We start from the raw sequence: 24,823 nt of genomic DNA, 5'->3' as shown, positions 1-24,823 counted from the left end.
CGTGCCTGACGAAGCCGTTGAAAAGGGGGCTATCGGTTACCGACCTGTATGAGTCGGTGACCTGCCGCCTTGAGCAGCCGGTTCATGACGGCTGCTCCCAGCCCTTCGCGCGAGCAGGCTTCAGCCACAATATATGTGGCTCCCTGCTCATCGCAGCTGCGCAGCGCGGCGTACAGCCGGCGCGCTGCTTCCTCCAGCTCGCTGGCTTCGCCCAGCGAGAACACGGCATCGGCGCGGTACTGCTCCGCGTGCTCGGCGAACGCCAGCACTGCGGTGCGCTCCCCGCGCTGCGCCGCCTCTGCGAGGGCGGCGCTGATCCAGGCCGCCACGGCTGCGGGCGGCCCCTCCACCACGCACAGCGCACCTGCGGGCGCGTAGTGCGTGTACTTCATGCCCGGCGAGCGCGGCGCCGGGCTGTCATCGCCACCGGGCCCCTCGGCGAGCAGCGCCGGGTCCGTGGCGACACGGGCGGCAACGGCGGACAGCTGTTCCGCCGTAATGCCGCCAGGGCGCAGGATGGTGACGGTACCGTCGTCACCGACCTGCACTACCGTGGACTCGACGCCCACCCCGGTGGGGCCGCCGTCCACGATGCCGCCGATGCGGCCTGCCAGATCCTCGCGCACATGTGCGGCGAGTGTCGGGCTTGGCCGCCCGGAGCGGTTGGCGCTCGGCGCGGCGACCGGGCATTCCGCCGCCGCGATCAACTGCAAGGCCACCGGATGGTCCGGCATACGCACGGCCACCGTATCCAAACCGGCGGTAACCCGCGGGGATACCGCCCCTGGCCTAACCGGCAGCACAAGCGTAAGCGGCCCCGGCCAGAAGGCCGTCATGAGGGCCTCCGCTGTGCCATTCACTTCCGTGACCAGTGTATCCAGCTGGTCACGCTGTGCAATATGCACAATCAGCGGATTGTCTGAAGGCCGCCCCTTGGCTGCAAATACAGCTTCCACCGCTGCTGTGCTGCGAGCGTCAGCGCCCAGACCGTAAACCGTCTCGGTCGGGAAGGCTACGGTCTGCCCTTGACGAAGACAGGCTGCGGCATCCTGCAAGTCAGCGAGGGCCTGTTTATACGTACTTCCTTTGGCCGTATCTTCCGTGTTTTCATTGGTTACCAGTATATTGACGTCCCACATGCTCGTAACCATTTTCTCTATACTTCCATCTTTATCCATGTCATTCATGAAAGACTGATGCAATTGTTTGTTCTCTCTAGTCATATATCCATCATTCCTAAACTTCAGTAGGGTAGTTAATGCAAGAAAACGCGCTTACGCGCTGCCTTCTTCGCTTATATTGCTGATTCCTGTAATTATAACATATCTGCTCTGTCCAAGGATGCGGTCAGACTTCTATCTTGCGATTAACATCACGGGGACTTTGACTCGAACCATAATAAAGCAAAAGGGCACTTCCCTGAATCGAAGCCCCCCTGATAAAGCTTATGTCTAGCCACATGTTATGCAAACAATCCCGTTACCCAGTCCCACAATTTGACCGCCATATCCCACAGGAAGAAACGCGCTTCCGGTGTAGCTGCCTGTACAGATGCTTGTGCATCCCCAGGCTCTGCGGCAGCTGCAGATGCTGTTGCAGGCTTTGCAAGTGCATCACCTGTGCCTGCATCTATGAAGCATAATGGTGGAAACAATACACACCACCAGTTTTGTCCTTCACCTTTACCCAGTGTTATCCGTACTGCTTCGTAATCTCCAGCAGGATATACCGTACCTCCATATAATTTGGTTGGAAAAGGAACAACCCCGAGTTCCACCTTATACGAATAGGTTAAGCCACGATTGGCAAGCTCTTCTCCCACGCGATCCTCAATTTCAGATAAATGCTGACGAATGACCCCACGTGCTTCATCCAGGCTTTGCGGATTCTCCAGTTCAGTTACCCACTCACCCATCTGAGCAACGACCGCGTCACGAATCTCGCGTTTGACCAGCTGATCTCCCGCTGCATCCGAGTTTGCGAGAATACGCAAGCGAATGGATTGTTCCGGAATTGCTGTGGCCGCCACAGCTGCATCGGTTTTCTGACCTTCCCACATCATTATGATCATCATAAGACATACAATAATAAGTCCAATTTGTTTCACGATTCTTCTGCTCATTCCGTTCTCCCCCTCGGCCCATGTAACTCTCTCATGTCTATCAGTATGCCCGGAAGAGACCGAAGTAAACCTGCTAGATTACAAATCTATTAAAATTTAAATAGGATGGACAGACTTAAAACGAAAGAACCGTTAGCACGCCGTATGTCTGACGAAAATCAAAGAAGCGCCTGCCCATGGAACGCTTGTCGGCTGGCACTTCCTTGATCCATCTAATTCTAGGCTACCCTTTTGTTATCAACTTGGCTTGCGGCATGAAGCTTTTACTTCTCAGTTACTTATTCACTCGAAAAGCTTCCCATGCCCCGCCAACCGAATTGCGGCTCGCTACAAGCTTACCGCCATTATTCAGATCACAGGTCACATACAAGTTATTGGCGAGGGCCTGCAATGCAATTGTTCCATCACCCAAATCCACACGATTGAACTTCTCCCATTGCTGAATGGTTGTGGCTTTGGCGATCAGGGAGCCACCCGCATTAACATCTGCTGTGACATATTTATTATTGATTTTGGACTTGAGGGACACCGTTCCATCGGAGTTTGTGATCCATTCAAAAAGCTCCCAGTCTCCTGCCGTTGTCCGATTAGCGACAAGCTGGTCATTGCCCTGATTCTCGGCGGAGACAATTTGCTGATTCGCTTGTGCAACCAAATACGCGTACCCGCTTGGATTTGGCGGCTGCACCGAACCACCACCTGTAACCTCTGAATATACCGCCTGAAGCAGCGCACCCGATCGGTCATTGCTGTACTCCCAGAACATGATACCACCCAGATTGCTGTTCTTCACATATTGCACCTTCAGGCTGAGCGATTGCGGGTCGTCATAGGAGATAAAGGTATTCCCATTAAACAGATATGGAGCTTGGGCACTGCTGTCCCAATACCGTGTATATCCGTTTTTATTCAAATATTGGCTGACAATCGTGTTGTAATCGGGTTCAAATCCACCGGAACCAGGTCTGTCCAGACCATTATTTGAATTCTGGACACCAGTCCAGGCCCGGCCGTAAAAAGCTCCGCCAATGACCAGCTTGTTCGCGGGAACACCGCTGTTTCTGAACAGATTGACCGCAGACGTTACACTAATATCTCTTCCGGACAGATTCGTATGATGACCTGTTGTTGCATCCCAGGTTCCATGAAAATCGTAAGTCATCAAATTGATCCAATCGAGCAGAGGCGTGATATTATTGATTTCCACACCGTTCAGATAACTGCTGCTCGCTCCGGCAGCAATGGTCAGCAGATATTGTTTGCCATTAATCTGTCCTTGAGCATTCAACTTCTCACGAACCTTCGAGAGCAGTTGTGTGAAATTTTGTTTATCCTGCGGTCGTGCAGTTGTGCCTGCGGCAGGGTTAGTCGGATATTCCCAATCCAGATCGACGCCGTCCAGATTATTGGTGGTTACCAGCTGCACAATACTGTCGGCAAATGTTGTGCGTGAGGCGTCCGTTAGCGCAGCGTCAGAGAAACCGTTAGCTCCCCAGCCACCGACAGACAATAACACCTTCAGATCAGGGTTTCTGGATTTCAGTCCAACCATGAGCTGCAGTTTGGTACGATCTGTATTGGTAATCGTCGCTTTGCCGTTGGAGATGAGCGCGAAGGAGTAATTGATATGAGAGAGTTGCTCTGCCTTGATATCATTCGCGGTCCAATTGGCCCACCCCGCCACATAAGCAATGATTTTCTTCGGGAGTGGAGCAGCCCCTGCCTTCTTGGCAGGACCAATGACAATCGTGGAAGCTATTAATGCAAAAGATAAAAACAAGAGCATGAACACTTTTATGATCGATGGGGCCTTACCAACTCGATTAATATTCATTTTCGAACGCTCCTTCGGGGTTTAAATTTTTAAATTCAGCAGCGTGGCCTATGGTTGTATCCCACTTCACAGGAGGGCCGTGCCCTGCAATTCTCACCTCTTCCTTCATCAACGCCGCTGTGCATCCATACCTGTACGTGTTAACGCACATAGCTTCTCATCCTTTCTGCTTCAAATCAGAGAGAACTAAAACATAAGTAAGCGTTTACAATTAGATTGAAATCGATTTCACTTTGAAGAATAAACGAGCCATCGGATGTTCTGCACAGAACCAATAGATGATTTTGTAGAATAGCAAACAAGCTATGATAAGAATGAATTATTGAACATTGACCTGGGAGGTATAAAGAATATAGGAATCTCCAGTTAAGCTGACTTATTCTGATGATTTAGGGAAGAGTACACCAACGAATGACGAATACATTCGACTTAGCATGACTGAGTGCTGGTGGGGGAGTTGTTTGATACCCATAGTTAACGTATTTATTACTGTTCTGTCGTGCAGGGTTAAGGGTCTGTTGAAATACGTTTTAAATCTAGTTAAAATTAGGATAATATAGAATTGAAATATTTGTCAATAAAAATTAAATTTGGTATTCATCCAAAATTCAAAGATTACTATTCTTTTAAAACAAAAAAAAAAGATCTTCACCTAGCTGCGCAGGCAAAGATCGGATAGCAAACAAATCATATACGGCTCCATTACATACTCCAACAACCTCTGAATGGGATGATGGATGTCCATGGCAGAGTTGAATCATACCAAAGTTCAAAGTTACGCTGTTGTCTTTTCCTTTTTGACCAACCTCCATAAGCGTTCCAGTAAGGTAGGTTTCTGTTCTCCCATAAAAAGCTCGTCCTCGTCTTCCTGACCATACAATTTAATGCTCATCACAAGCCCGATACATGCCATATTAATGAGCAACGAGGTTCCTCCGTAGCTTATAAACGGCAGTGTAATGCCCGTAAGCGGCATCAGTCCGAGGAAAGCACCAATATTTTCAAACACCTGATATAACAGCATGCCGATAATACCTACAATCACCACAGGTCCTGCCCGGTCTCTACAGTGGAAGGCGATTAACACCATACGATGGATGAGGATAAAATACAGTAAGAGCAGAACAGAGCCGCCTACAAAACCAAACTCCTCAGCAATAACCACAAAAATGGAATCCGAATACGTATACGGTACACGCCCCGATTGAACGGAAGTTCCCTGCATGTAACCTTTGCCTGTTATGCCTCCCGATCCTATGGCAAGACCGGCGTTTTTCGTATGCCACGAGGCCTTCGACGTTGCTTTATCCGGTACAAGCCAGGGATCAATTCGCTCGGCCCAATGCTCCCGGTTCGCCTTTTCCAGAAAGGTAAAAATCTCATCGTGATACGACGTATATGCTTTGACGAATCCAAAAAAGGATATTCCCACTATGGCAAGAGCAATTAATGCGTGCGACAGCTTGATATTCCCAATCCATAACACAGCAACCAGAATCACGATGTATCCGAGGGCGTTGCCCAGGTCATTCTGAATCATTACGAGTGCAAAGGGAACGAACGTCCATAAACCAATAGGCACGATGTCTTTCCAGAAACGAAGCGTAGAATTTTTTCTTTTGACCAATACATGCGCCAGAAACAGAATTAGGATCATTTTGAACAACTCTGCCGGTTGAAAAGAAAGATATTCATTAATCTTTATCCAGCCATTCGCATTATTGATAGGTCCGCCAACAAAATTGACAAGAATCAGCAGGATGATCCCCACACCGTAAATATAAAATGCATATTGGATATACAGTTTATAATTGACCAATCCAATACCAATGATGGCTACGAATCCAATCCCGTAAAACAGCAAGGTTTTGATATGATGATTCCCAAGTTTCGGATCGGACTGAATGGCACTGTACACCGTAAATACACTCATAACCATAAGCAGCAACAACACAAACAGAATAACCCCGTCCATCTTCTTCAGCATTCTCAGCATGTTCGCACCACATATCCTCCTGAGGCTCAACAACCCATTAATTTTTTCCAGTAGTCTTCAATATTACCATTGTATAGAATTGGAAGACAAATTGGAAACCTGCCAAACAAAATAACGAAAAACCCTGAAACCCACAGATCTATCTTGCTCCGATCTGTTGATTCCAGGGTTAACATATATCGTATTCTCTTCGGAAAGGGTTCTTCCTTGGATAAAAATTATTGCTCCTGCTGTGTTGATTTGCGTCTAAATAGCTTCATGACCATCTCTGTAATGCCGGGTTGTTCAGCGGAACCCAGAATATCTTCGTTCTCTTCCGTATGCACCTTGATACTCATCACAATCCCCATACTAATCATGTTGATCATAATTGAGGTACCACCTGAACTGATAAACGGCAACGTAATCCCTGTCAATGGCATCAGACCAATGAACGGACCAATGTTGACAAAGATCTGGTAGAGCAGCATCGCTATAATGCCGACAATTAGATATGGCCCTGCCCTGTCCTTACATTCCAGCGCAATCAGCACCAGCCTGTGAATAAGAATAAAGTACAGTAGCAGCAACACGGAGGCACCTATAAACCCAAATTCCTCCCCGATCTGTACAAAAATCGAATCGGCATATGCCAATGGCACCCGATTGGACTGAATCGTTGTTCCTTCCAAATACCCTTTGCCTGTAATGCCGCCAGAACCGATCGCAAGCTTCGCGTTATACGTCTGCCAGAGCACATCTCTTGAGGTCAGTTCCGGCACGAGCCATGGGTCGAAACGATCCGCCCAGTGCGAACGCCCAACATCCTTCAGAAATTTCACAATCTCATCATGATAATGAATATAGGCCTGTATACCACCGATAAATGCAGCTACAGCAATAATAAAACCGATAAGGGCATGAGTAAATTTAATATTACCAATCCATAATAGTCCCACGAGAATGACCACATAACTTAACGCATTCCCCAAGTCATTTTGGAGTAATACGAGTAGTAATGGCGGCAGTACACAGAGTGAGATTGGAATGACATCACGTCCGAAATAAAGCGGACGATTCTTCTTGCGGGCCAAAAAGGCCGATAAAAACACAATCAGGCATAGCTTGAACAATTCAGCAGGCTGCAAACTGACTCCGAATATGGATAGCCAACCTTTCGCTCCGTAATATTCTTTACCAAAGAACATAACGAAAATGAGAAGCAGCATACCCACGCCATAGATATACAAATAATTTTTGATAATGAATTTGTAATTGATCATCGTCATCCCAAAAAAGACCACGAAGCCTAAAATATAATACAACACTGCACTTTTCGTGAGTCCCTCCAGCTTCGGTCTGCCAAAGGTGGTACTATAGATCGATAAAATACTGATGACCATCAGAATGAGCAATATAAAAACAATTGAATAGTCTATTTTTTTGAATTTATGCAGCATGTAGTTATGTTCCTCCAAGCATTCAGCAATCTTCGGTATATCTCATTGTAGAGGATTTCACGGCAAAAAGAAAACCTGTGGAACCTTACATTTTCGTCACCTGTTCCGAAGTGCGAACACCCAATACATGCCGTTCAATGCCTGCAAGGTCTGGCACGACGATAATTTCCGGCCAATATCCGGCCGATTCAAGCAGAGCTGCGATGTCCCCGGCCTGTCCCTGACCCAACTCAAAACCAATGATCTGCGGCGGCGCAGGCAGCAGCGCAAGCTGCTCCACCATGATGCGGTACGGCCCCAGTCCATCCGGGCCGCCGTCCAGTGCCGTGCGCGGCTCATGATCGCGCACCTCGGGCTGCAACCCGGCGATATCTGCCGCCGGGATGTAGGGCGGGTTGGACACCAGGATGTCCACCCGTGCCCCGGCGAACGGGGCCAGCAGATCGCCTTCGCGGAAGTCGATCTGTACCCCGTTCGTGGCCGCGTTCCGCGCGGCCACTTGCAGGGCTGCCGCCGAGATATCTCCGGCGCCTACCTGCCAGCGCGGGCGCTGCGAAGCCATCGTCACTGCGATGGCGCCGCTGCCCGTGCCAATGTCGACGGCGAGCGGAGCGCCGCCGGGAAACACGCGGTCGGCTTCCCGCAGCACAGCCTCGACCAGCAGCTCGGTCTCCGGCCGCGGAATGAGCACGGCCGGCGTGACCTCGAACGGCAGCCCATAGAATTCCTGGCTGCCGATAATGTACTGCGCCGGCTCACCCGCAGCCTTGCGCGTGACGGCGTCTTCCCAGCGGCTGCGAAGCTCGCTGGGAAAGGGCTCCGGCTGCATCATGTAATACTCGGCCCCTTCGCGGCCGAGTACATGTTCAAGCAGCAGCCGGGCATTGTTGTGCGGCTCGTACACGCCGCACTTCTCCAAAAAAGAGGAAGCCTCCACGAAGGCTTCCCGACAGCTCTGTTCCGGCGTCATGACAAACTGCGCGCGGGTCACAGATTATTCTCCTCTATCCATCATATCCGTCTGCTCGGCAATCGTCAGTGCAGACACGATATCCGCAATCTCACCATTCATAATTTGATCCAGCTTGTGCATCGTCAATCCGATCCGGTGATCCGTAACACGGCTCTGTGGAAAGTTATAGGTACGAATCCGCTCACTGCGATCACCTGTACCTACTTTGCTCTTCCGCTCACTCGAAATTTTTGCTTCTTCTTCCTGACGCATCATATCGAAGATACGCGTACGCAGAACTTGCAATGCTTTTTCCTTATTCGAGTTCTGGGACTTACCGTCCTGACACGTCGCCACAATTCCTGTTGGAACGTGAGTTACCCGTACAGCCGATTTCGTCGTATTAACCGATTGTCCACCAGCACCACTGGAACAGAACGTATCTACACGGATATCTTTGTCGTGAATTTCAATATCAAAATCTTCGGCTTCAGGCATAACCGCTACTGTCGAAGTAGACGTATGAATCCGTCCGCCCGATTCGGTTGTAGGAATACGTTGCACACGGTGTGCACCACTTTCGTATTTCAGTTTGCTGTATGCACCGCGTCCATTGATGAGGAAAACAACCTCTTTAAAGCCACCCAAGTCATTCGTATTCACGTCCATCAGCTCCACACGCCAGCCTTGCGTATCAGCAAAACGTGTGTACATCCGGTACAAATCCGCTGCAAACAGCGCCGCTTCATCTCCACCAGCCGCTCCGCGAATTTCAACGATGACGTTTTTATCATCATTCGGGTCTTTTGGCAGCATGAGAACACGAATCAGATCGTCCAGTTCTTTCTGGCGAGTGCTCAGTTCATCGATTTCCATTTTGACCATTTCACGCATCTCGTCGTCCAGCTTCTCGCCCTGCATTTCTTTTGCAGCCTCGAGATCTTGGCTTACCTGTTTGTACTCATTGTACGCTTCATAGGTAGGCTGGAGATCCGATTGTTCTTTGGAATATTCCCGCAGCTTCTTGTTGTCACTTGCTACATCCGGGTCACACAGCAATTCGCTGAGTTTCTCGTAACGGTCGGCTAACGCCTGTAATTTATCAAACATATATAGTCACCTCACGCATTATTTTCGTTCCAGCATTCAACATTCATTCGATCCTGATAGACATTCATTCATGCATCATCAGATTATCTATATTTCACAAGGCACGGAGTTCTTAGAAATCCCTGACCGTAACATTCATTTATGATCGACGTATAACATCGCTACAACGTCATCAAATCCTTTACTTTTAAGATATAAAAGAAATCGCGTACCCGGTATGAAAACCCGCTTCAACTCATTAAGTCGAGCGTGAAATTTAACATAGGTATACGACTCTTAATTATAGCATATTCTTATGCTTCTGGATAGCAATAGTTCACCGGGCAGACAACCATATTCCTTTTATCACAAAGGTGAAGCATAATGAATTCCCACTATAATGTCTCATTCCCGCCTCCCGCAGCTTCCCTCATTTTTATTATATCCACCGATGGCAAACAATCCAGTATAAGTAACGCTATGCCGGAGGATTAGAATATAAAAAAAGCCCTGCTATCTTCACGGGAAGACAACAGGACTTTTGGTTAACGTTATATCTGATTGTAGATTGAATATGAATTAAACGTTGAAGCGGAAGTGCATAACATCGCCGTCGTTGACAACATACTCTTTACCTTCAAGGCGAAGTTGTCCACGCTCTTTGGCACCGTTCATGGAACCGGCTGCAACCAAATCGTCGTAGGAAACGACTTCTGCCCGGATGAATCCGCGCTCAAAGTCTGTGTGAATAACACCTGCTGCGCCTGGTGCTTTCGTACCCTTGCGAATCGTCCATGCACGAACTTCCTGTACGCCTGCTGTGAAGTACGTGTACAGACCCAGCAATTTGTAAGCGGCTTTGATCAACAGGTTCAGACCGGAATCCTCGATACCGAGTTCTTCCAGGAACATTTGTTTATCTTCGCCTTCCAGCTCGGAGATCTCTTCTTCCACTTTTGCACTGATCGGCACAACTTCTGCATTTTCAGCAGCTGCAAATTCTCTTACTTTTTGCACATAGGCATTGTTCGCCACATCGCCGATTTCGTCCTCAGCTACATTGGCTGCGTACAGAACAGGCTTCAGCGTAAGCAAGTGCAGATCGCGCACAATCAGACGCTCGTCATCCGTAAGCTCCATGCTGCGTGCTGGCTTGTCTTCGTACAGAACAGCCTTCACTTTCTCCAGTACTTCCACTTCCTGAGCAGCTGATTTGTTGCCGCCCTTCATGTTTTTCTTGGAGCGATCGATTTTTTTCTCGACACTCTCGATATCGGCCAGGATCAGCTCCAGATTGATCGTCTGGATGTCGCTTACCGGATCAATTTTGCCATCGACGTGTGTGATGTTCTCGTCTACAAAGCAGCGTACCACGTGTACAATCGCGTCTACTTCACGAATGTGGGCAAGGAACTTGTTACCAAGACCTTCGCCTTTACTCGCACCACGAACAAGACCTGCGATATCTACAAATTCAAACGCCGTTGGTACCGTTTTTTTCGGTACAACGAGTTCTGTCAATTTGTCCAAACGCTCATCCGGTACTTCAACGATCCCCACGTTAGGGTCAATCGTACAGAACGGATAGTTTGCCGATTCGGCACCAGCTTGTGTAATTGCGTTAAACAGTGTGGATTTACCAACGTTAGGCAGGCCCACGATTCCAGCTTTCAAAGCCATGTATATGACAACTCCTCATTGATTACTTGTTCGGTATGGATAATCCTATACATTATATATGACAAACCCCAAGGCATCAAGGAACTTCGCCAATTCGACCAGAGCACCATCCGCTTCCCGAAATCCCCGGTTACTGCGGGTGATTCGTTTTGCGTAGATCATACGTCTGGCTTAGATTATCCGTTTTTAGGTTTACCCTTTGATTTCCTTATACATCGTTAGATCGGTTACCTCATACCCCATCTTGCGATACAGGCTGCTTGCCCGCACATTATGTCCAAACACATGAAGACCAATGCGATCCACGCTCAGACTCAAGGCTTCCCTCTCAAGTGCCTCCATCGTCTCTGTACCATAACCCTTGCCCCGATAGGCTTCTTCGACCACAATGTCCAGCAAAAACGCGTCCTTGCCACGGCGGTTATCCGTAACATTAAACCAGATATAACCCACATTCCCGTCCACTTCATGCACCAAATTATAGAGGTAAGCACCCGGTGTATTCAGCCCTTCAGGCAAATACTTGTCGTAGGATACCTCCGCAAGTCCCTGCGCCTCTTCCGCAGCCCAAGTACCCGCTTCCACTTTCTCTTCTGCAAAATCTTTAATCGAGCGAATACTGAAATTTGCATATTCTTCTTGATTCATTGGGATCAGTTTCATTGGTTTCCCTCCTAGTTCGAGTGTTCTATGTACAATCTCTTTGCACTCTATAGTATTGTATCTTGTTATCCCATGGTCTGCATGATGCAATTCCAGCCAAGTCCTATACAACTTTTGCTTACCTCACTCTGTTTATATCTATATGAAAGAAAGGAGCAGAATACTTATGAATACACGTCGTCCCTTTTCAAAAAGGAAAATATTCATCCTATCTACAGTGATTCTCTTTATTGGATTAGTTATTTCAATGGGTTACCAGGCGCTGGATCCCTTCAGACATTTAAGGATCACGATTCACAATCAGTCCGATTATGATCTTTCAAATATTACAGCACGCGTGAACAGCGGCATGGACTCGTTCAATACAAACAATGAGGGTACTATACACACCTTAATGAAAGGTGTAGCCAGCGGTGAAAAAATGAAGTTCGCTCCGCAGCTGCGACTTTCCGGTGAAGCATCCATCTATCTGGAATTCACGGACAGTCGTGGTAAAATCTATACCGAAACCGCATGCGGTTATACCGAATACTTGTCTGGCAACTCGTATGTGACTGTAACCAACAAAAAGATTACTGTAAAAGAAGAATGTATGTAATAACGTACTTCCCTCCATGAACTATGTTAAAATATAGGGGCGAGCACCCGCCAAAGTTTCTCGCCCAAAGTCGATTGAATTAACCCATCGGCTTTTTTATTTTAACTTGATTGTATTGATTAATGAGATCATCCAGGACCATAGATTGCTTTATAACATGAGGATGAAGCAGATATCCATTATAGTCCATCTTTAGTTGATAAAGCTTTTGTCTCGCAGCTTCGATCTGCAACTTGAGTTTACCACAATCCATATTCACCCCTCCCTGTTGTAACATTTTAGTCCGTTCTGCTAATTAGTAGGAAATCAGGCGAACTCCAACACGAAAAAGCTCCCTTCAAAGTAGGCAATTCACCATTCTACTTGAGGGAGCAGCTCATATTTATAGAACGTCTTTTTAGAAATGTTTGTTAGCTTCCAAGTCCATGACTGTTCGTTGTCATTCGGACAGCCGGTTGTTGTTGTCCAGTATCTAACTGAGTCGTTACTGGAACAGACATTACGATAACAATACTACAAATCGCTATAAGCGAAACTAATTTTTTTCTCATTGAGATTTTGCACCTCACCGATTAGATTTTGATACTGCAAAGTCACTGTACTAGACGCATACCTTCGATATTTTTCAAATATTCCGACACATTTAAGCATAGATAAACCGCTGTTAATTTCAAGAGAAAAGAATAAACCATCTATTAACGCTTTGAAACCTTTCTCATAATCTTTTTTCTTTAAATAATACTCACTTAATCCCAATAATAAACGAACGTAACGGTCACCAGTAAGTTGACTGCTAATCTTTCCAATTCGGCTACCCTGTTCCTGATAAAGCACAAATGATTCATATTGGTAAAGTACATAATCAATATCCAAGTGAAATTGATTAGCGGCAGCCACAATCTCACATAAAGCTGGGAACACTTCATTTTCTTTGTTTGAAATATACTCCAGATATTCAGGTAGTACATGCAATTGTCCATCTCTCAGCATATACATAAAACGATTCGCCTCAGCCCATTCCTGGAATTGTTGCATCACAATTTGTTCAGCTTTACTGGGGGATTCTACCCAACTATGGTCAATGTACTGTGTGACATAATTGAGGGCGGTCTTGTAATCCTCAAGATAAAACCAGGCACTTCCCATCACTAAATAGGAGTACAACACATAAAAAATAATCTCTTTTTTAATCTCTCTCGGCTTGAAGTTACCATTCAACTCATAATGAATAGTTGCTTTTACCTTCAGTTTCTCACCCAATTCCAATAACTTGTCCCATCGGCGCAATGAAGCATACACATTAATCAGATCGTTCAATCCATCCAGCTGGTAAGGCTCGTCAAGTCGATCTACAAAAAACTCAAACTGCGTAGCAAGTGTAAGATTGCTCATCTGATCCTTGGAAAGCCCGATCGTGAACAAACGATACTGACTTAGAGCCAATCGTTCGGAGTGTTGCATTTTCTCGCTTTCAGCCACACAACGATATAAGGGCTTGGCCGCTTCCCACTTCCCTTCACGATATAACTGCTCGGCCAACTCGAATAAAAGGGGTGCGTAGGAAAGATTATCCATAATTAGATTAACGGCTTCTTCCATACAATCGACCTTACCGAGTTCGGCACAACGGTATAGAAAAGGCCCAAGTCTTCGCCAATCCGGACTTGAATGTACAAAACACTCATTTATGTATAATTCATAGAAGTAACCCTCAGTTAAACCCATCCCGGCAGTAAGTCGATCCAATTGCTGCATGCCTATGGGACGCAGCCCGTTCAGCGTACCACTCAACGTTCCTGAGTTAATTCCCGAAATCTCAGAGAATTGATTGAGTGTCATATGGTTAGTTTTTAAATAGTCTGCCAATTGATCACGTATTGTGGCTACTGAGTTCAAAGGTACACCACCTTTCCAAGCAAAATTAAGCAATGGTCAATAAAATAATACTATATTTTTGAATTTAATATCAATATTTTACTTGTAAATAATTTACTTTTATTATAAAAATACTTATCTGCATTGCCCAACTGCTGTAGTGTGGTTCCAAAGGGAGCTAGAAAGCCTTATCATTGAAAGCGATCAAGCTTCAAGTTCATATCGACACGGTCTGGAGTCACAATAAGACATCCGTAAGAAATGTCAAAGCATCCATCCCACTCAATCTATCTACAATTAACTCCAACATCTCTTTTGCATTTCCTGTGATATGCTCAGCCAGGATTAACCCTAGGTTATGATTAAAGTGAAAGGTGGAATTGGCTATGTCTATAAAAATAAGATTAGGCTACACTTTAGATGAAGCTGGCGTCACTAAAAATGCACTAGCAAGGGAAGCAAAAGTTAGACCTAACCTCATATATAATTTGTGCGAAGGAAAAACAAAAAGGCTTGATTTAGATACCTTAAATAATATTGTAAACACACTGCGGGCAATGACAGGATATGACTACACTCTTACAGATGTAATAGAGTACATACCGGATGATAATAAGAAGTGAAAAACAAACTGGGCTAAGCATTATCACTGGAACTGAATGCTTTCTCACTATTAAACAGAAACCAAAAAATCCGTCCATTTTTACTTTGGACGGATTTTTTGGTGTTACTACTGATTTCTGATTATGTTAAAACAAGCATTAGATAGGCCAGACGCGTTAAGAATTTAATTATATTGGCACTCCATACGGAATGCGACAGCCCACGTTGTTGCAAAAGGTCATAAAAACGATGTTTTCGACAACCTGAGGTGCGAATCCCCCAGGGAAATCATGTGAGTTTGGGGTTAGCACCTCTATTTCAACCCTCAATCTAACGCCGCTGCACCATACGTGACGTCTGCTTCAAATCCTCAATCTGCCCTGCTCCGATGCCAAACATCACAGTACGCAGCTCGAACTCAACCTGTTCCAGCCGTTGATCCAGCGCTTCTTCCGAAGCTACTGCGGATTCGAGTAAGGATCGACCGAATCCGGCCAGATCCGCACCAAGCGCAAGTGCTTTGGCTGCATCCACACCGTTATATAGTCCACCGCTGCCAATCAGAACACCATCCGGGTTCAGCGCTCTCACTTCCTGAATACACTCCGCTGTCGGAATGCCCCAATCTGCAAAAGCTTCTGCTGCCGCACGACGTACCGGATTGGAATTCCGGAACTTCTCCACCTGTACCCAGCTTGTACCACCTGCCCCAGCTACATCGATGAAAGCCACACCCGCTTCGTACAATTGCTGTGCCGTTACTCCATCGATGCCAAAGCCCACTTCTTTCACGCCAACAGGCACATCCAATTGACGGCATAATTCCTCGATTCGATGAAGTAATCCGCTAAAATCCGTATTGCCTTCAGGCTGGAAAATTTCCTGCAAACTGTTCAGATGAAGCACGAGCATGTCCGCACCAGCAATATCCACTGCCCGCTGGAAATCTGCAGTGCTGAATCCGTAATTCAGCTGCACCGCACCGAGGTTCGCGATGACCGGAATATCCGGTGCCCAGCGCCGCACATCGAAGGTACTCGCCAGTTCGGGCTGTTCCACGGCAGCCCGGATCGACCCTACGCCAAGCGCCCAGCCTCTGGCGTTCGCTACACGCGCCAGCCGTTCGTTGATGGCGCCCGTGGTTTTGCTTCCGCCCGTCATCGAGCTGATGAGCAGGGGCGTACGCACGTTTTTGCCCATAAAAAAAGTGTCCAGACTTACATCATCAAAATTCAGTTCAGGTAACGGGTTATGCCGAAAAGCATACCGCTCCATTCCACTGGTTACCCCTTCTCCTGCAACATTCTCTTCAAGACAGAGGCGCACATGCTCCAGCTTCCGTTCCCCCGTAGCCACCTCGGGTAGCAGCCGTTCGCCGGCTCGCTCTTGTTCATTCATGATGAGACCTCCTTATGTGAGAATAGTGCTGATGGACAGGATAGCTGCCAGTTCCGGTGATGTTCCGTTCAGGATTTTGCCCTATGCAGCAGTGAGATTCTCAGAAATAGTTCTTACTTGGATATGTAACGTACAAATGATATGAATTGGATCTATATTGTAAATAAATTTCATGCATGACGCGTCAACTCTACCCAGTATAACGTTCTGACCCCTCTATGGAAAGGGTGCCCCGAAACCCAATGATATCCTGAATTTCGAGGTTCAACTTATATTCGCCACTACCATATTTGGAGGCTGGATCAGTCTTTCTGTTATCTTTCTGTTATACGAATCCTTTGCTGAACTACCTTACAATTTCCGATGCAAGCTGCTCACCAACAAGCTGCCCGGATAACGTCACAATCGGTGTCCCGCCGCCCGGATGCGTCGTTCCGCCCACGTACCATAGCCCATTTACATCCTTGCTTTTGTTGCCGGGGCGCATGAAGGTCTGCTTCACCGAGTTGGATGAGATTCCGTAGATCGACCCTTGATGGGCAAGTGTATCCCGTTCTATATGCTGTGGAGTGTACCGAATTAGCACATCCGATTGCTTCAACCCCGTAATGCCCCGTTCTGCAAGCTTCTCCAACACCAGTTCACCGTAACGGTCCATCTGTTCCTCCCAATTCCATGCGTCCGACAAATACGGAGCGTTTACCAGAATGAACAGATTGCTGGCTCCGGCTGGCGCCATGCCCGCTTCCGAATAACCGGAATAACAGATGTAGATCGTGGGATCGGCAGGCATTTTTCGGTCACGAAAAATATGGTCAAACTCCGGTTCATACTGTTCCGGGAAAAAGACGGTATGGTGCAGCAGGGATTCATACTTTCTCCGCACACCAGCCAGTGTCACGAACCCCGAAATCGACGGCTCATACCTGCGAATCCGCTCATCGCTCATCTGTTTGCGATATTCCGGCGCGAGCAGCAGCCGATTCACACTGAGCACATCTCCATTGGCAATAACCTGATCGGCTTCCCGAAAGCCCTGATCCGTATCCACACCTGCCACTTTACCGTGCCTGACAACAATTTGGCGGACTTCGATGCCCGTAACGATCTGCACCCCTTTTTCCTGTGCAAGCCGTGTCATGGCTTTGATTAGTTGATAGGTTCCACCCTTGACCCCATAGATGCCCTCTTCCGCTTCCACATGACCCATCATGGCAAAGATTGAAGGCGCCTGATAGGGCGATGACCCCACATAGGTAGCGTACCGACCGAACATCGCAAGCGTATGAGGGTGCTGGAAATACGAACGCAGCAGCTTGTCCAGCTTCACTGTAGGCCGTACGCGCAGCAGACTCCGCAGCATTTGCAGATTATATTTATCCTTGGGCGACAACAGCAGCTTTCCGAGAAAATGACGATTGGCTTCCGCATACAGTGCAGCAGATTCATCCATAAACGCATCATAACGAGCCGCATCCGCCGGGCTGTAGGCAGCAATCTGCTCCTTCATCCACTCTCGATCGCCCGACAAATCAACGACGGTCCCATCTGCAAAACAATTACGCGTACGTGGTTCCAGCTCATATAACTCCACATAATCCTCCATCACCACTCCTGCGTGATCGAAGACGGAACGGAAGCTTGCGGGCATCGTGATTGTGCTCGGCCCCCGGTCAAAATGATATCCATCCTGCTCAATCTGCTGCAGCTTTCCACCGACTCGCTCCTGCCGCTCCAGGATGGTCACCTGTATGCCCTGTGAAGCTAACCGAATGGCACACGATAGACCTCCAAACCCTGCACCGATAATGATGACGTTACCCTTCAATTGTACCGCCTACCTTTCCATACATACCCCTTGCCGGAACGGCCTGCCTGCCAGGAGGCGATGCCGATCGCAATGACACAGGCCATGCTAATCGGTTGCAGAAAAGCAAGCCACCAGGGTTGTCCTCCAGTGTGATCCGATACTCTTTTGACTGCCATGCCAAGCACGGTTCCCGCAAGACCATAGATAACGGACGTAGCATTACCCGATAACAAACCGATAATCAGACCAAGCGGAGGCACAACATACATCAGGGTATACATCAGCATCGTGCCTAACAGCAGCACATCTTTGCGCCCCATGCCTTCGTACATGTTTTTCTTATACCCGTTCCACACTTCTGCACCATTCTGGTACATTCGCGTATTCGTCACATCATGGACGTCGGCGAGCATGACGGGATGACCCGCACGCTTAACGGCCTTTGCGAGGCTCATGTCATCGACCAGATCTGCCTGAATCGCCGCATGTCCACCGGAGGCTATATAACTGGAACGATGAATGAGCAAAAAAGCCCCTGTAGCGGCTACAAACATCGGATGGGATGATCTGCGTATCATGAAAATAGGCAGATGGCTGATGATGGTGAACACCATCATGGGCACAACGAGCTTCTCCATCCAGGACTTTGTCACCTGATAGGGGAATCCCGTTACGAGGCCGCCGCCCTGCTCACACCCTGCAGCAATAGTTTGCCGGATCGCTGCATGTTCCAAGCGCACATCGGCATCCACGAACATAAACCATTCACCCTTGGCTTCCTGCACCAGTCGGTGACAGGCATGAGATTTACCCATCCAGCCTGCGGGCAGCTCCACACCATGCAGCAAACGCACACGTGGATCACGGTCTGCAATCCCCTGGACTATGGCTGCTGTCTCATCTTCAGAGCGATCATCCAGCACCAGTACTTCCATTCGAAATCCGGTTGTATCGCTGGCAAGCACACTCTCCAGACACCCCTGGATGTGCAGTTTCTCGTTGCGGGCAGGAATCAGCACAGAGACCAGCATGTCCTTGTCTTTCCATCCGCTTGCGTTGAATGAACGCACTTTGGGCAGACAGGAGACGTTCCATATCGCAAACACCAACTGAATGCCCAATACACAAGTCAGTATGATCCATCCTGTTTCAGACGCACTCATCGCTAACGGTTCACCCGCTTTCGTGCCGCATCGTATTTTTCACTCGTGGAACGCACAGGGCGAATCAGTGGAAAGGCCCCCGGCAAACTCCCCTGCCCAATGCGTACCAGCTCTGATTTATGGTCATTTAACTGCTGCTCCAGCACCTTGCTCAATCTGGTTGCAATCTCTTCACTCTTCCACGCTTTCCAATCTTCGATCACAGGTGTACCCGCCTGCATCGATACTTCCGGCAAATCATGCTGCACCATGCCATGACACAAGGTCACAGGTATAGCTACGGCGGGCGGGGAGCGACGTAATAGCAACCCAATGCCTGGACGAAACTCAATTGGTCTGGCATCCTGATGCAGAATTTCCCCTTGGGGAAAAATCCAGACCCTTTTGCCGGAGTGAAGCAGCTCGGTCGTATATTGCAAGGAGGTTCGAATGCCGGATGCATTGTCCTTATTGATTGAATACGCGCCAAGTTTGCGAAAAAAAGCATATTGTCGCAGCTGCTCTTCTTCCATCATGACATAATGATCTCCCAGGGAAGTCTGCTGCGATGCATGATAGAGCAGCAGACCATCCCACCAGGAGCTATGGTTCATGAAATAGATGACAGGCTGATCCGGGTCCATGGGTGAGCCATTATTCGAGAGCCGGGGGTCCAATGACCCCGATAACGTAAACGAGCGAAAACGTCTCCGCAGCAAATAATAATGATTGTATAAGGAAAAAATCCGGTTAAACGGTTTTGATTTTACGGCGCGAATCATATCGCCAGCTCCCCTCAGCAAGAAGCACGCCCACAATAGCAATGATGAAGCTGCCTGTAATTCCTTCTTTGAGAGCTAACAGCCCAAACAAAAGAATAAACAGCTGATATAACCATTTTGCACGCAGTAATGAGCTTCGATCCGAAGGCATTGCCGGAAGAAATAAGGAGAGGAATGCGCCCATCACAAACCAGCTTATGTAATTGGTCCAGGGTACACCGTAGAATCCACCCGGGGCCTGCCATTGCCAGAATCCTCTGGCATGAGCAACCGGATCCAGCACCAGGTCAAGCACGATGGCCCAGAATCCGGTCTTGACCGCTCGAATCAGTTTGCCGGTCCACGAGGAGCCGCCACCACTGAGCAGGGCCGAGTTTCCAACCACAGCAATCCAGGCGAACCCTAATGTAACGGGTACACTGAACAGGTGGATTCCGAAGAAATCCGAATACGAATATTCGCCAAAGGGCCAATGTGTATGCACACCGACCCATTCCACGCCCATGCCTCCCAGCCATATAATAGCCGAAGCCAACCAGAGTCCGGGTTTCATCCAAATGACTGACTGGTCGGACAGCCCCGTCCGTTTCCGTCCTTGATAGATCAGATCCAGCACATACAGCGCATAGAAGATTAGAAATAAACCGTTGGAGAAGGACAGTACATCCGGAACACCAATCGTCAGCATCAGTGTTGCTCCGATGATATACCACGCCCAGTACAGGCCCTGAACCATCAGGATACCGCCATGCGGGAAGCTTGGTAAGCCAGCATTGGATAACGTTTCACAATGGCACCCAGCATCTCCAGTTTGAGTTCATCACTAACGAATGCACGCTTCGTATACACGTCATAGTCGTTGCGCTCAACCGCATGCAGAATGGTTGAATAAAAGGCTGCCGCCAGCTCAATGGCAAATGCACTTTCGGTTGGATACGTATCCAGACGGTCCATACCAATACGAAACCAGCTCAGCGCAGCTGATTTTAATTCATGCACAATGGCTATGAACCTTTCGTCCACAATACCGTCAACCCAATCCTGTTCCGAATACCCATGCTTCTCCATCATCTCCAGTGGAACATAGCGACGCGCTCGTGTCCGGTCCTCGCCTACATCACGGATAATATTTACGATCTGCATGCCTTTGCCCAGCGCAATGCCGTTCATCGCCACTTCTGTACCGTTGTCATCGCGCAATACAGGCAGCAACATCTCGCCGACGGTTCCGGCAACCAGATAACAATACTGTTCCAGTTCCTCCATCGTTGTATAATGTGTGACTTTAAGATCAGTTAATTGTCCGTCCATTTGACGGAAGAAAGGCCCCTTGTCCAAATGAGGGAAACTCGTAAACAGCCATCGTAATGCCGGCCAAATAAAATGTCCTTCCGCTTCTTCCAGTTGATTGAACAGATTGCGGATTTCATGAATCGTATAGGGCGACTGCTCCGGCTCATCTACACTGTCATCGATCATGCGGCAAAAGGCATAGATAACGTACACGGCCTCGCGGCGTGGGCTGGGCAGACCTCTGAAGGCTTGATAAAAAGATGACGAGCCCTTTTGCATTAATTCCTCACACTTGTTCAAAATCGCTTCATTCATGTTTCCATCTCCTTCGTCAGTAAATTCACTGCCATCCGTGCACTTTGCATCACAATAGGAACCCCGCCTCCCGGATGTACAGAAGCTCCTGCCGCATACAGTCCCCGGATTGCCGGGAATGGCTTCGGTTGCGGACGATATACACCGGATTGAAACAGTACGGGTGCTATGCCAAAGCTGCCGCCGCCATACAACCCGTCACGCTCAGCGTCAGCGGGAGTACGTATTTTTTGCCACTGGATCGCTGCACGAAGTCCCGGAAATCCGCGTTGTTCCGCTTCTTCCAACACTCGTTCTGCCAGCGCTTCGCTCTCCCGAGACCAGTCGACACCATCGGCATCCGGCACCGGAATGAGGAAGTACAATACACTCTGACCCGGAGGAGCTGCCGTCACGTCCAATGCAACCGGATTGAATACATAAAAAGAGGACTTCGCCGGAATGCGGCGCTGGTTGAACACTTCCCGCAAACTACCGTCCAGACTTGGAGGCAGGAAAAACTGGTGCGTCGTTGCATCCTCCCAGGTTTTGTCTACGCCCGCATAGATCAACACACATCCCGATGAGGGACGATATGGCTTTCGCTTAAGTGAACCTTCCGGCGTCTGACCAAGCAGACCCGACAGGTGGGGGAAATCGCCATTGTAGATAACTGCATCCACATTTTCTGCGCCTGCGGCGGTTTCTATACCTTTGCAGATCCCATTTTCGATATTCAGCCCGGTAACTTCCGAATTCAGCACGATACGGCCACCACGTGATATCAGTTCCTGTTCCAATATGGCAGGTAATGCAGCATAGCCACCCTTCACCATCCAGATGCCATATTCGTGTTCTGCATAAGGGAGCAGGGAGTAAATGCCCGGCGTTCCAAAGGGAGATCCCCCAATATAGAGACTTTGCAGCGAATAAGCATCCAGCAGTTCCTCATGTTGGAAATAATCACCTACAGCCTTCCGCACACTTTTATGAGCGCGCAATCGGCCCATCAGGGACATCAGAGAAGGAGTGAAGAAATCCCTTTTCCGAGGGAAAGCCCGTTCCAGAAACGCAGCCCGTCCCGCCGGAAACAGCGTGTCCATATCGTTCATAAATTTCGAGAAGCCCTTGCTTTCTCCAGGGAAGAGACGTTCGATCTCTTCGGCCTGCTGTTCACGTTCCGTCATTTTGGTCATCACACGTCCGCTACTATAGTGCACTCTGTACAAGGGATCACAACGCAAAAGTTCAATCTTCGAACGATCCACACCTGCCTCCTCCAAAATACCAAGCAGCATCTCGGGCAGGAGCACAATCGTAGGGCCTTGGTCAATCCGGTAATCGCCTTCCTGTTCATAACCAATACGACCACCAACTCTGGAACCCCGTTCATATACGGTGACGTCCCAACCCTGTTTATTCAGCAACAAGGCTGAAGTAAGGCCGCCAATACCTGCACCTACAATAGCTGCCCGTTTCATGAATGACCTCCCGCTTCCGCCGTTTTCACATACGAGGATCGTTTCGAGCGCTTGCGAGCATCCTCTTCCTGAATGAGTTTTACGCTAATCCGAGCCGATTCAAAGATGGTTGGCAGCCCACTGCCCGGATGGGTTCCGCCGCCCACCAGCCACACCCTTTTTAACTCTTCAAACTGGTTATGGGGCCGCAGATACATCATCTGGCCGAGATTGTGAGCCATGTTGAACGTCGCTCCGCGGTACACATCCAGTTCATTTTCCCAGTCCAGCGGTGTAAACATCATCGATTCTTCAATACGGCTGCGGATGTCTGACAACTCAGCAATCGACTCGACCCGCTTCATCATGGCCTCCCGCACATTCTCTCGTTCTGTCTCCCAATCGATGTCTCCGGTTAGGTTGGGCGTGGGCATCAACACATATAGAGCAGATTTCCCTTCCGGTGCGAGCGTCGAATCGAGTCTGGAAGGGTTATGAATATAGAGGGATGGATCTGCAGACAACACTTTCTGCTTTGTAATCTCATCCACGTTCAGTCGATAGTCCTCGGGAAAATAGATGGAATGATGCGGTAAATCTACTTCACCGTCCACGCCCAGATACAGCATGGCTGTGGAGCAAGAGTACTTTTTACGCTTCATTTTCTCCGGTGTATATTTCTTAAGCACGCCTGGTTCAAACAGATGGTTCACGGCATGCGCGAAGTCTGCATTGACGACGACATGATCTGCTTCGATGCGTTCACCGTTTTCAAGCAAAACACCTTCTGCTCGCCCATTGCGAACCATGACCTGTTTAACCGGACAGGATGTATGTATTCGTCCTCCATATTCTTCAACTACATCAGCCATGGCCTGAAATACCCGATTGACGCCGCCAGTAGGGTGAAACAAACCGTAGTTGTGCTCAATGAACGATAGAATCGTAAACGTACCCGGACAATCCCAGGCAGACATGCCCAGGTATTTGGATTGGAACGTAAATGCCCAGCGCAGACGCTCGTCGGTAAAATAGCGGGACAGGATACCATAGACCGTATTGTTGATGTCCAGTTTCGGCAGAGCTGTCATGGCATCTCTTCGTAAATAATCGGCCAGCTTGCCGAAAGGTCGGCGCAGCAAAGGCATGACTTTGCCAAACTTCACTTCCTCTTCCTGCATGAACCGAAGGTAATTGTCCTCGTTGCCGGGGAAAAGCTCCTTGATCTGTGCAGCAGTATCTTCACGGTTGCGGGAAGGTGTAAACACTTTATCACCAAAATTCAGAGCGTACAGCGGAGTCAGCTCTTTCATCTCCACATAATCGGATAATTTGCGTCCCACAACATCGAACATCTCTTCAATCAACTGAGGCATCATCAGAAATGTTGCCCCCCGGTCGAATCGGTAGTCTCCCAGCTCCAGTCTGGAAGAACGCCCACCAATCACAGGCTGCTTCTCATACACGTCTACTTCATACCCCTGGCCGGACAATAACATGGCCGCTGCAAGTCCACCCGGACCTGCACCAATGACAGCTGCACGTTTGCGTTGCTGATTCGGTATCATGCCACTCACCTTTCCTATGTTAGGAACTACCTCTAGTACTATAGTCTCTAACTTACTATTAAACCGCCCATAAGCAGTTCAAGCGGGTAAACGCAAAAACATTATACAAATATAATACAAATATTATACGACCTTGTAAATCAAAAAATGACCCACTGGTCAAAATACGTAAATAAGAATTGAAATGCAAAAAAACACCCCTCGCGCTCTTGCGTCAAAGGATGT

21 protein-coding genes are annotated in these 24,823 nt (G+C 48.3%); 2 read left to right on the top strand and 19 right to left on the bottom strand.

The window, feature by feature from the left end:
• Positions 1–29: 29 nt before the first annotated feature.
• The 9 genes from P5G61_RS20720 to P5G61_RS20680 form a co-directional block, all read right to left on the bottom strand.
• Positions 30–1,223: an L-threonylcarbamoyladenylate synthase gene (locus tag P5G61_RS20720; protein WP_301248306.1), complete on the bottom strand. Its 1,194-nt coding sequence runs from the start codon at positions 1,221–1,223 to the stop codon at positions 30–32.
• Between the two features lie 239 nt (positions 1,224–1,462).
• Positions 1,463–2,122, bottom strand: coding sequence for a stage II sporulation protein R (gene spoIIR, locus P5G61_RS20715; RefSeq protein ID WP_301248305.1), 660 nt, complete (start codon positions 2,120–2,122; stop codon positions 1,463–1,465).
• A 274-nt stretch (positions 2,123–2,396) separates the two neighbouring features.
• Positions 2,397–3,956 (bottom strand): glycosyl hydrolase family 18 protein, encoded by a 1,560-nt coding sequence (locus P5G61_RS20710; RefSeq protein ID WP_301248304.1) that lies wholly within the window; start codon positions 3,954–3,956, stop codon positions 2,397–2,399.
• A gap of 775 nt (positions 3,957–4,731) precedes the next feature.
• Positions 4,732–5,952: an FtsW/RodA/SpoVE family cell cycle protein gene (locus tag P5G61_RS20705; RefSeq protein ID WP_301248302.1), complete on the bottom strand. Its 1,221-nt coding sequence runs from the start codon at positions 5,950–5,952 to the stop codon at positions 4,732–4,734.
• A 218-nt stretch (positions 5,953–6,170) separates the two neighbouring features.
• Entirely contained in the window at positions 6,171–7,391 is a 1,221-nt protein-coding gene (locus P5G61_RS20700; protein ID WP_024632734.1) for an FtsW/RodA/SpoVE family cell cycle protein, read from the bottom strand.
• A gap of 85 nt (positions 7,392–7,476) precedes the next feature.
• Positions 7,477–8,361: a peptide chain release factor N(5)-glutamine methyltransferase gene (gene prmC, locus P5G61_RS20695; protein ID WP_301248423.1), complete on the bottom strand. Its 885-nt coding sequence runs from the start codon at positions 8,359–8,361 to the stop codon at positions 7,477–7,479.
• Between the two features lie 24 nt (positions 8,362–8,385).
• Positions 8,386–9,453 (bottom strand): peptide chain release factor 1, encoded by a 1,068-nt coding sequence (gene prfA / locus P5G61_RS20690; protein WP_024632736.1) that lies wholly within the window; start codon positions 9,451–9,453, stop codon positions 8,386–8,388.
• 558 nt (positions 9,454–10,011) lie between these two features.
• Entirely contained in the window at positions 10,012–11,112 is a 1,101-nt protein-coding gene (gene ychF, locus P5G61_RS20685) for a redox-regulated ATPase YchF (RefSeq protein ID WP_024632737.1), read from the bottom strand.
• 192 nt (positions 11,113–11,304) lie between these two features.
• Entirely contained in the window at positions 11,305–11,775 is a 471-nt protein-coding gene (locus tag P5G61_RS20680) for a GNAT family N-acetyltransferase (protein WP_301248301.1), read from the bottom strand.
• Positions 11,776–11,941: 166 nt separating this feature from the next.
• Here P5G61_RS20680 and P5G61_RS20675 point away from each other — a divergent pair, with 166 nt between their 5' ends.
• Positions 11,942–12,373: a hypothetical protein gene (locus P5G61_RS20675; protein WP_301248299.1), complete on the top strand. Its 432-nt coding sequence runs from the start codon at positions 11,942–11,944 to the stop codon at positions 12,371–12,373.
• 79 nt (positions 12,374–12,452) lie between these two features.
• Here P5G61_RS20675 and P5G61_RS20670 read toward each other — a convergent pair whose 3' ends face one another.
• Both P5G61_RS20670 and P5G61_RS20665 read right to left on the bottom strand, forming a co-directional pair.
• A complete protein-coding gene (locus tag P5G61_RS20670; protein ID WP_094938876.1) occupies positions 12,453–12,626 on the bottom strand; it encodes an aspartyl-phosphate phosphatase Spo0E family protein in 174 nt (57 codons plus the stop codon).
• A 260-nt stretch (positions 12,627–12,886) separates the two neighbouring features.
• Positions 12,887–14,269 (bottom strand): transcriptional regulator, encoded by a 1,383-nt coding sequence (locus tag P5G61_RS20665; RefSeq protein ID WP_301248298.1) that lies wholly within the window; start codon positions 14,267–14,269, stop codon positions 12,887–12,889.
• Positions 14,270–14,634: 365 nt separating this feature from the next.
• On the opposite strand from P5G61_RS20665, the gene P5G61_RS20660 reads away from it, so the two are divergent.
• Positions 14,635–14,871 carry a helix-turn-helix domain-containing protein gene (locus P5G61_RS20660; protein WP_301248297.1) on the top strand — a complete coding sequence of 79 codons (237 nt, stop codon included), beginning with the start codon at positions 14,635–14,637 and terminating at the stop codon, positions 14,869–14,871.
• A gap of 310 nt (positions 14,872–15,181) precedes the next feature.
• Here the strand turns inward: P5G61_RS20660 and fni are convergent, their stop codons facing one another.
• The 8 genes from fni to P5G61_RS20620 form a co-directional block, all read right to left on the bottom strand.
• Entirely contained in the window at positions 15,182–16,249 is a 1,068-nt protein-coding gene (fni, locus tag P5G61_RS20655; RefSeq protein WP_301248296.1) for a type 2 isopentenyl-diphosphate Delta-isomerase, read from the bottom strand.
• Between the two features lie 346 nt (positions 16,250–16,595).
• Positions 16,596–18,077, bottom strand: coding sequence for a phytoene desaturase family protein (locus P5G61_RS20650; protein WP_301248295.1), 1,482 nt, complete (start codon positions 18,075–18,077; stop codon positions 16,596–16,598).
• Positions 18,074–19,222, bottom strand: coding sequence for a glycosyltransferase family 2 protein (locus P5G61_RS20645; protein WP_301248294.1), 1,149 nt, complete (start codon positions 19,220–19,222; stop codon positions 18,074–18,076). The genes P5G61_RS20650 and P5G61_RS20645 overlap by 4 nt, the downstream gene beginning before the upstream one ends.
• 2 nt (positions 19,223–19,224) lie before the next feature.
• Positions 19,225–19,983 (bottom strand): lysophospholipid acyltransferase family protein, encoded by a 759-nt coding sequence (locus P5G61_RS20640; RefSeq protein ID WP_301248293.1) that lies wholly within the window; start codon positions 19,981–19,983, stop codon positions 19,225–19,227.
• Positions 19,952–20,719 (bottom strand): carotenoid biosynthesis protein, encoded by a 768-nt coding sequence (locus tag P5G61_RS20635; protein WP_301248292.1) that lies wholly within the window; start codon positions 20,717–20,719, stop codon positions 19,952–19,954. Before P5G61_RS20635 ends, P5G61_RS20640 begins: the two co-directional genes overlap by 32 nt.
• Positions 20,719–21,591 (bottom strand): phytoene/squalene synthase family protein, encoded by an 873-nt coding sequence (locus tag P5G61_RS20630; protein ID WP_301248291.1) that lies wholly within the window; start codon positions 21,589–21,591, stop codon positions 20,719–20,721. The genes P5G61_RS20635 and P5G61_RS20630 overlap by 1 nt, the downstream gene beginning before the upstream one ends.
• Entirely contained in the window at positions 21,588–23,051 is a 1,464-nt protein-coding gene (locus P5G61_RS20625) for a phytoene desaturase family protein (RefSeq protein WP_301248290.1), read from the bottom strand. Before P5G61_RS20625 ends, P5G61_RS20630 begins: the two co-directional genes overlap by 4 nt.
• Complete coding sequence (locus P5G61_RS20620; protein WP_301248288.1) at positions 23,048–24,598, bottom strand: phytoene desaturase family protein; 1,551 nt, start codon at positions 24,596–24,598, stop codon at positions 23,048–23,050. The genes P5G61_RS20625 and P5G61_RS20620 overlap by 4 nt, the downstream gene beginning before the upstream one ends.
• Positions 24,599–24,823: the final 225 nt, after the last annotated feature.

It is taken from the genome of Paenibacillus vandeheii (assembly GCF_030433635.1).
GTDB lineage: Bacteria > Bacillota > Bacilli > Paenibacillales > Paenibacillaceae > Paenibacillus > Paenibacillus vandeheii.
The sequence above is the reverse complement of the archived record's forward strand: the minus strand, read 5'-3'. Positions and strand labels throughout refer to the sequence as shown.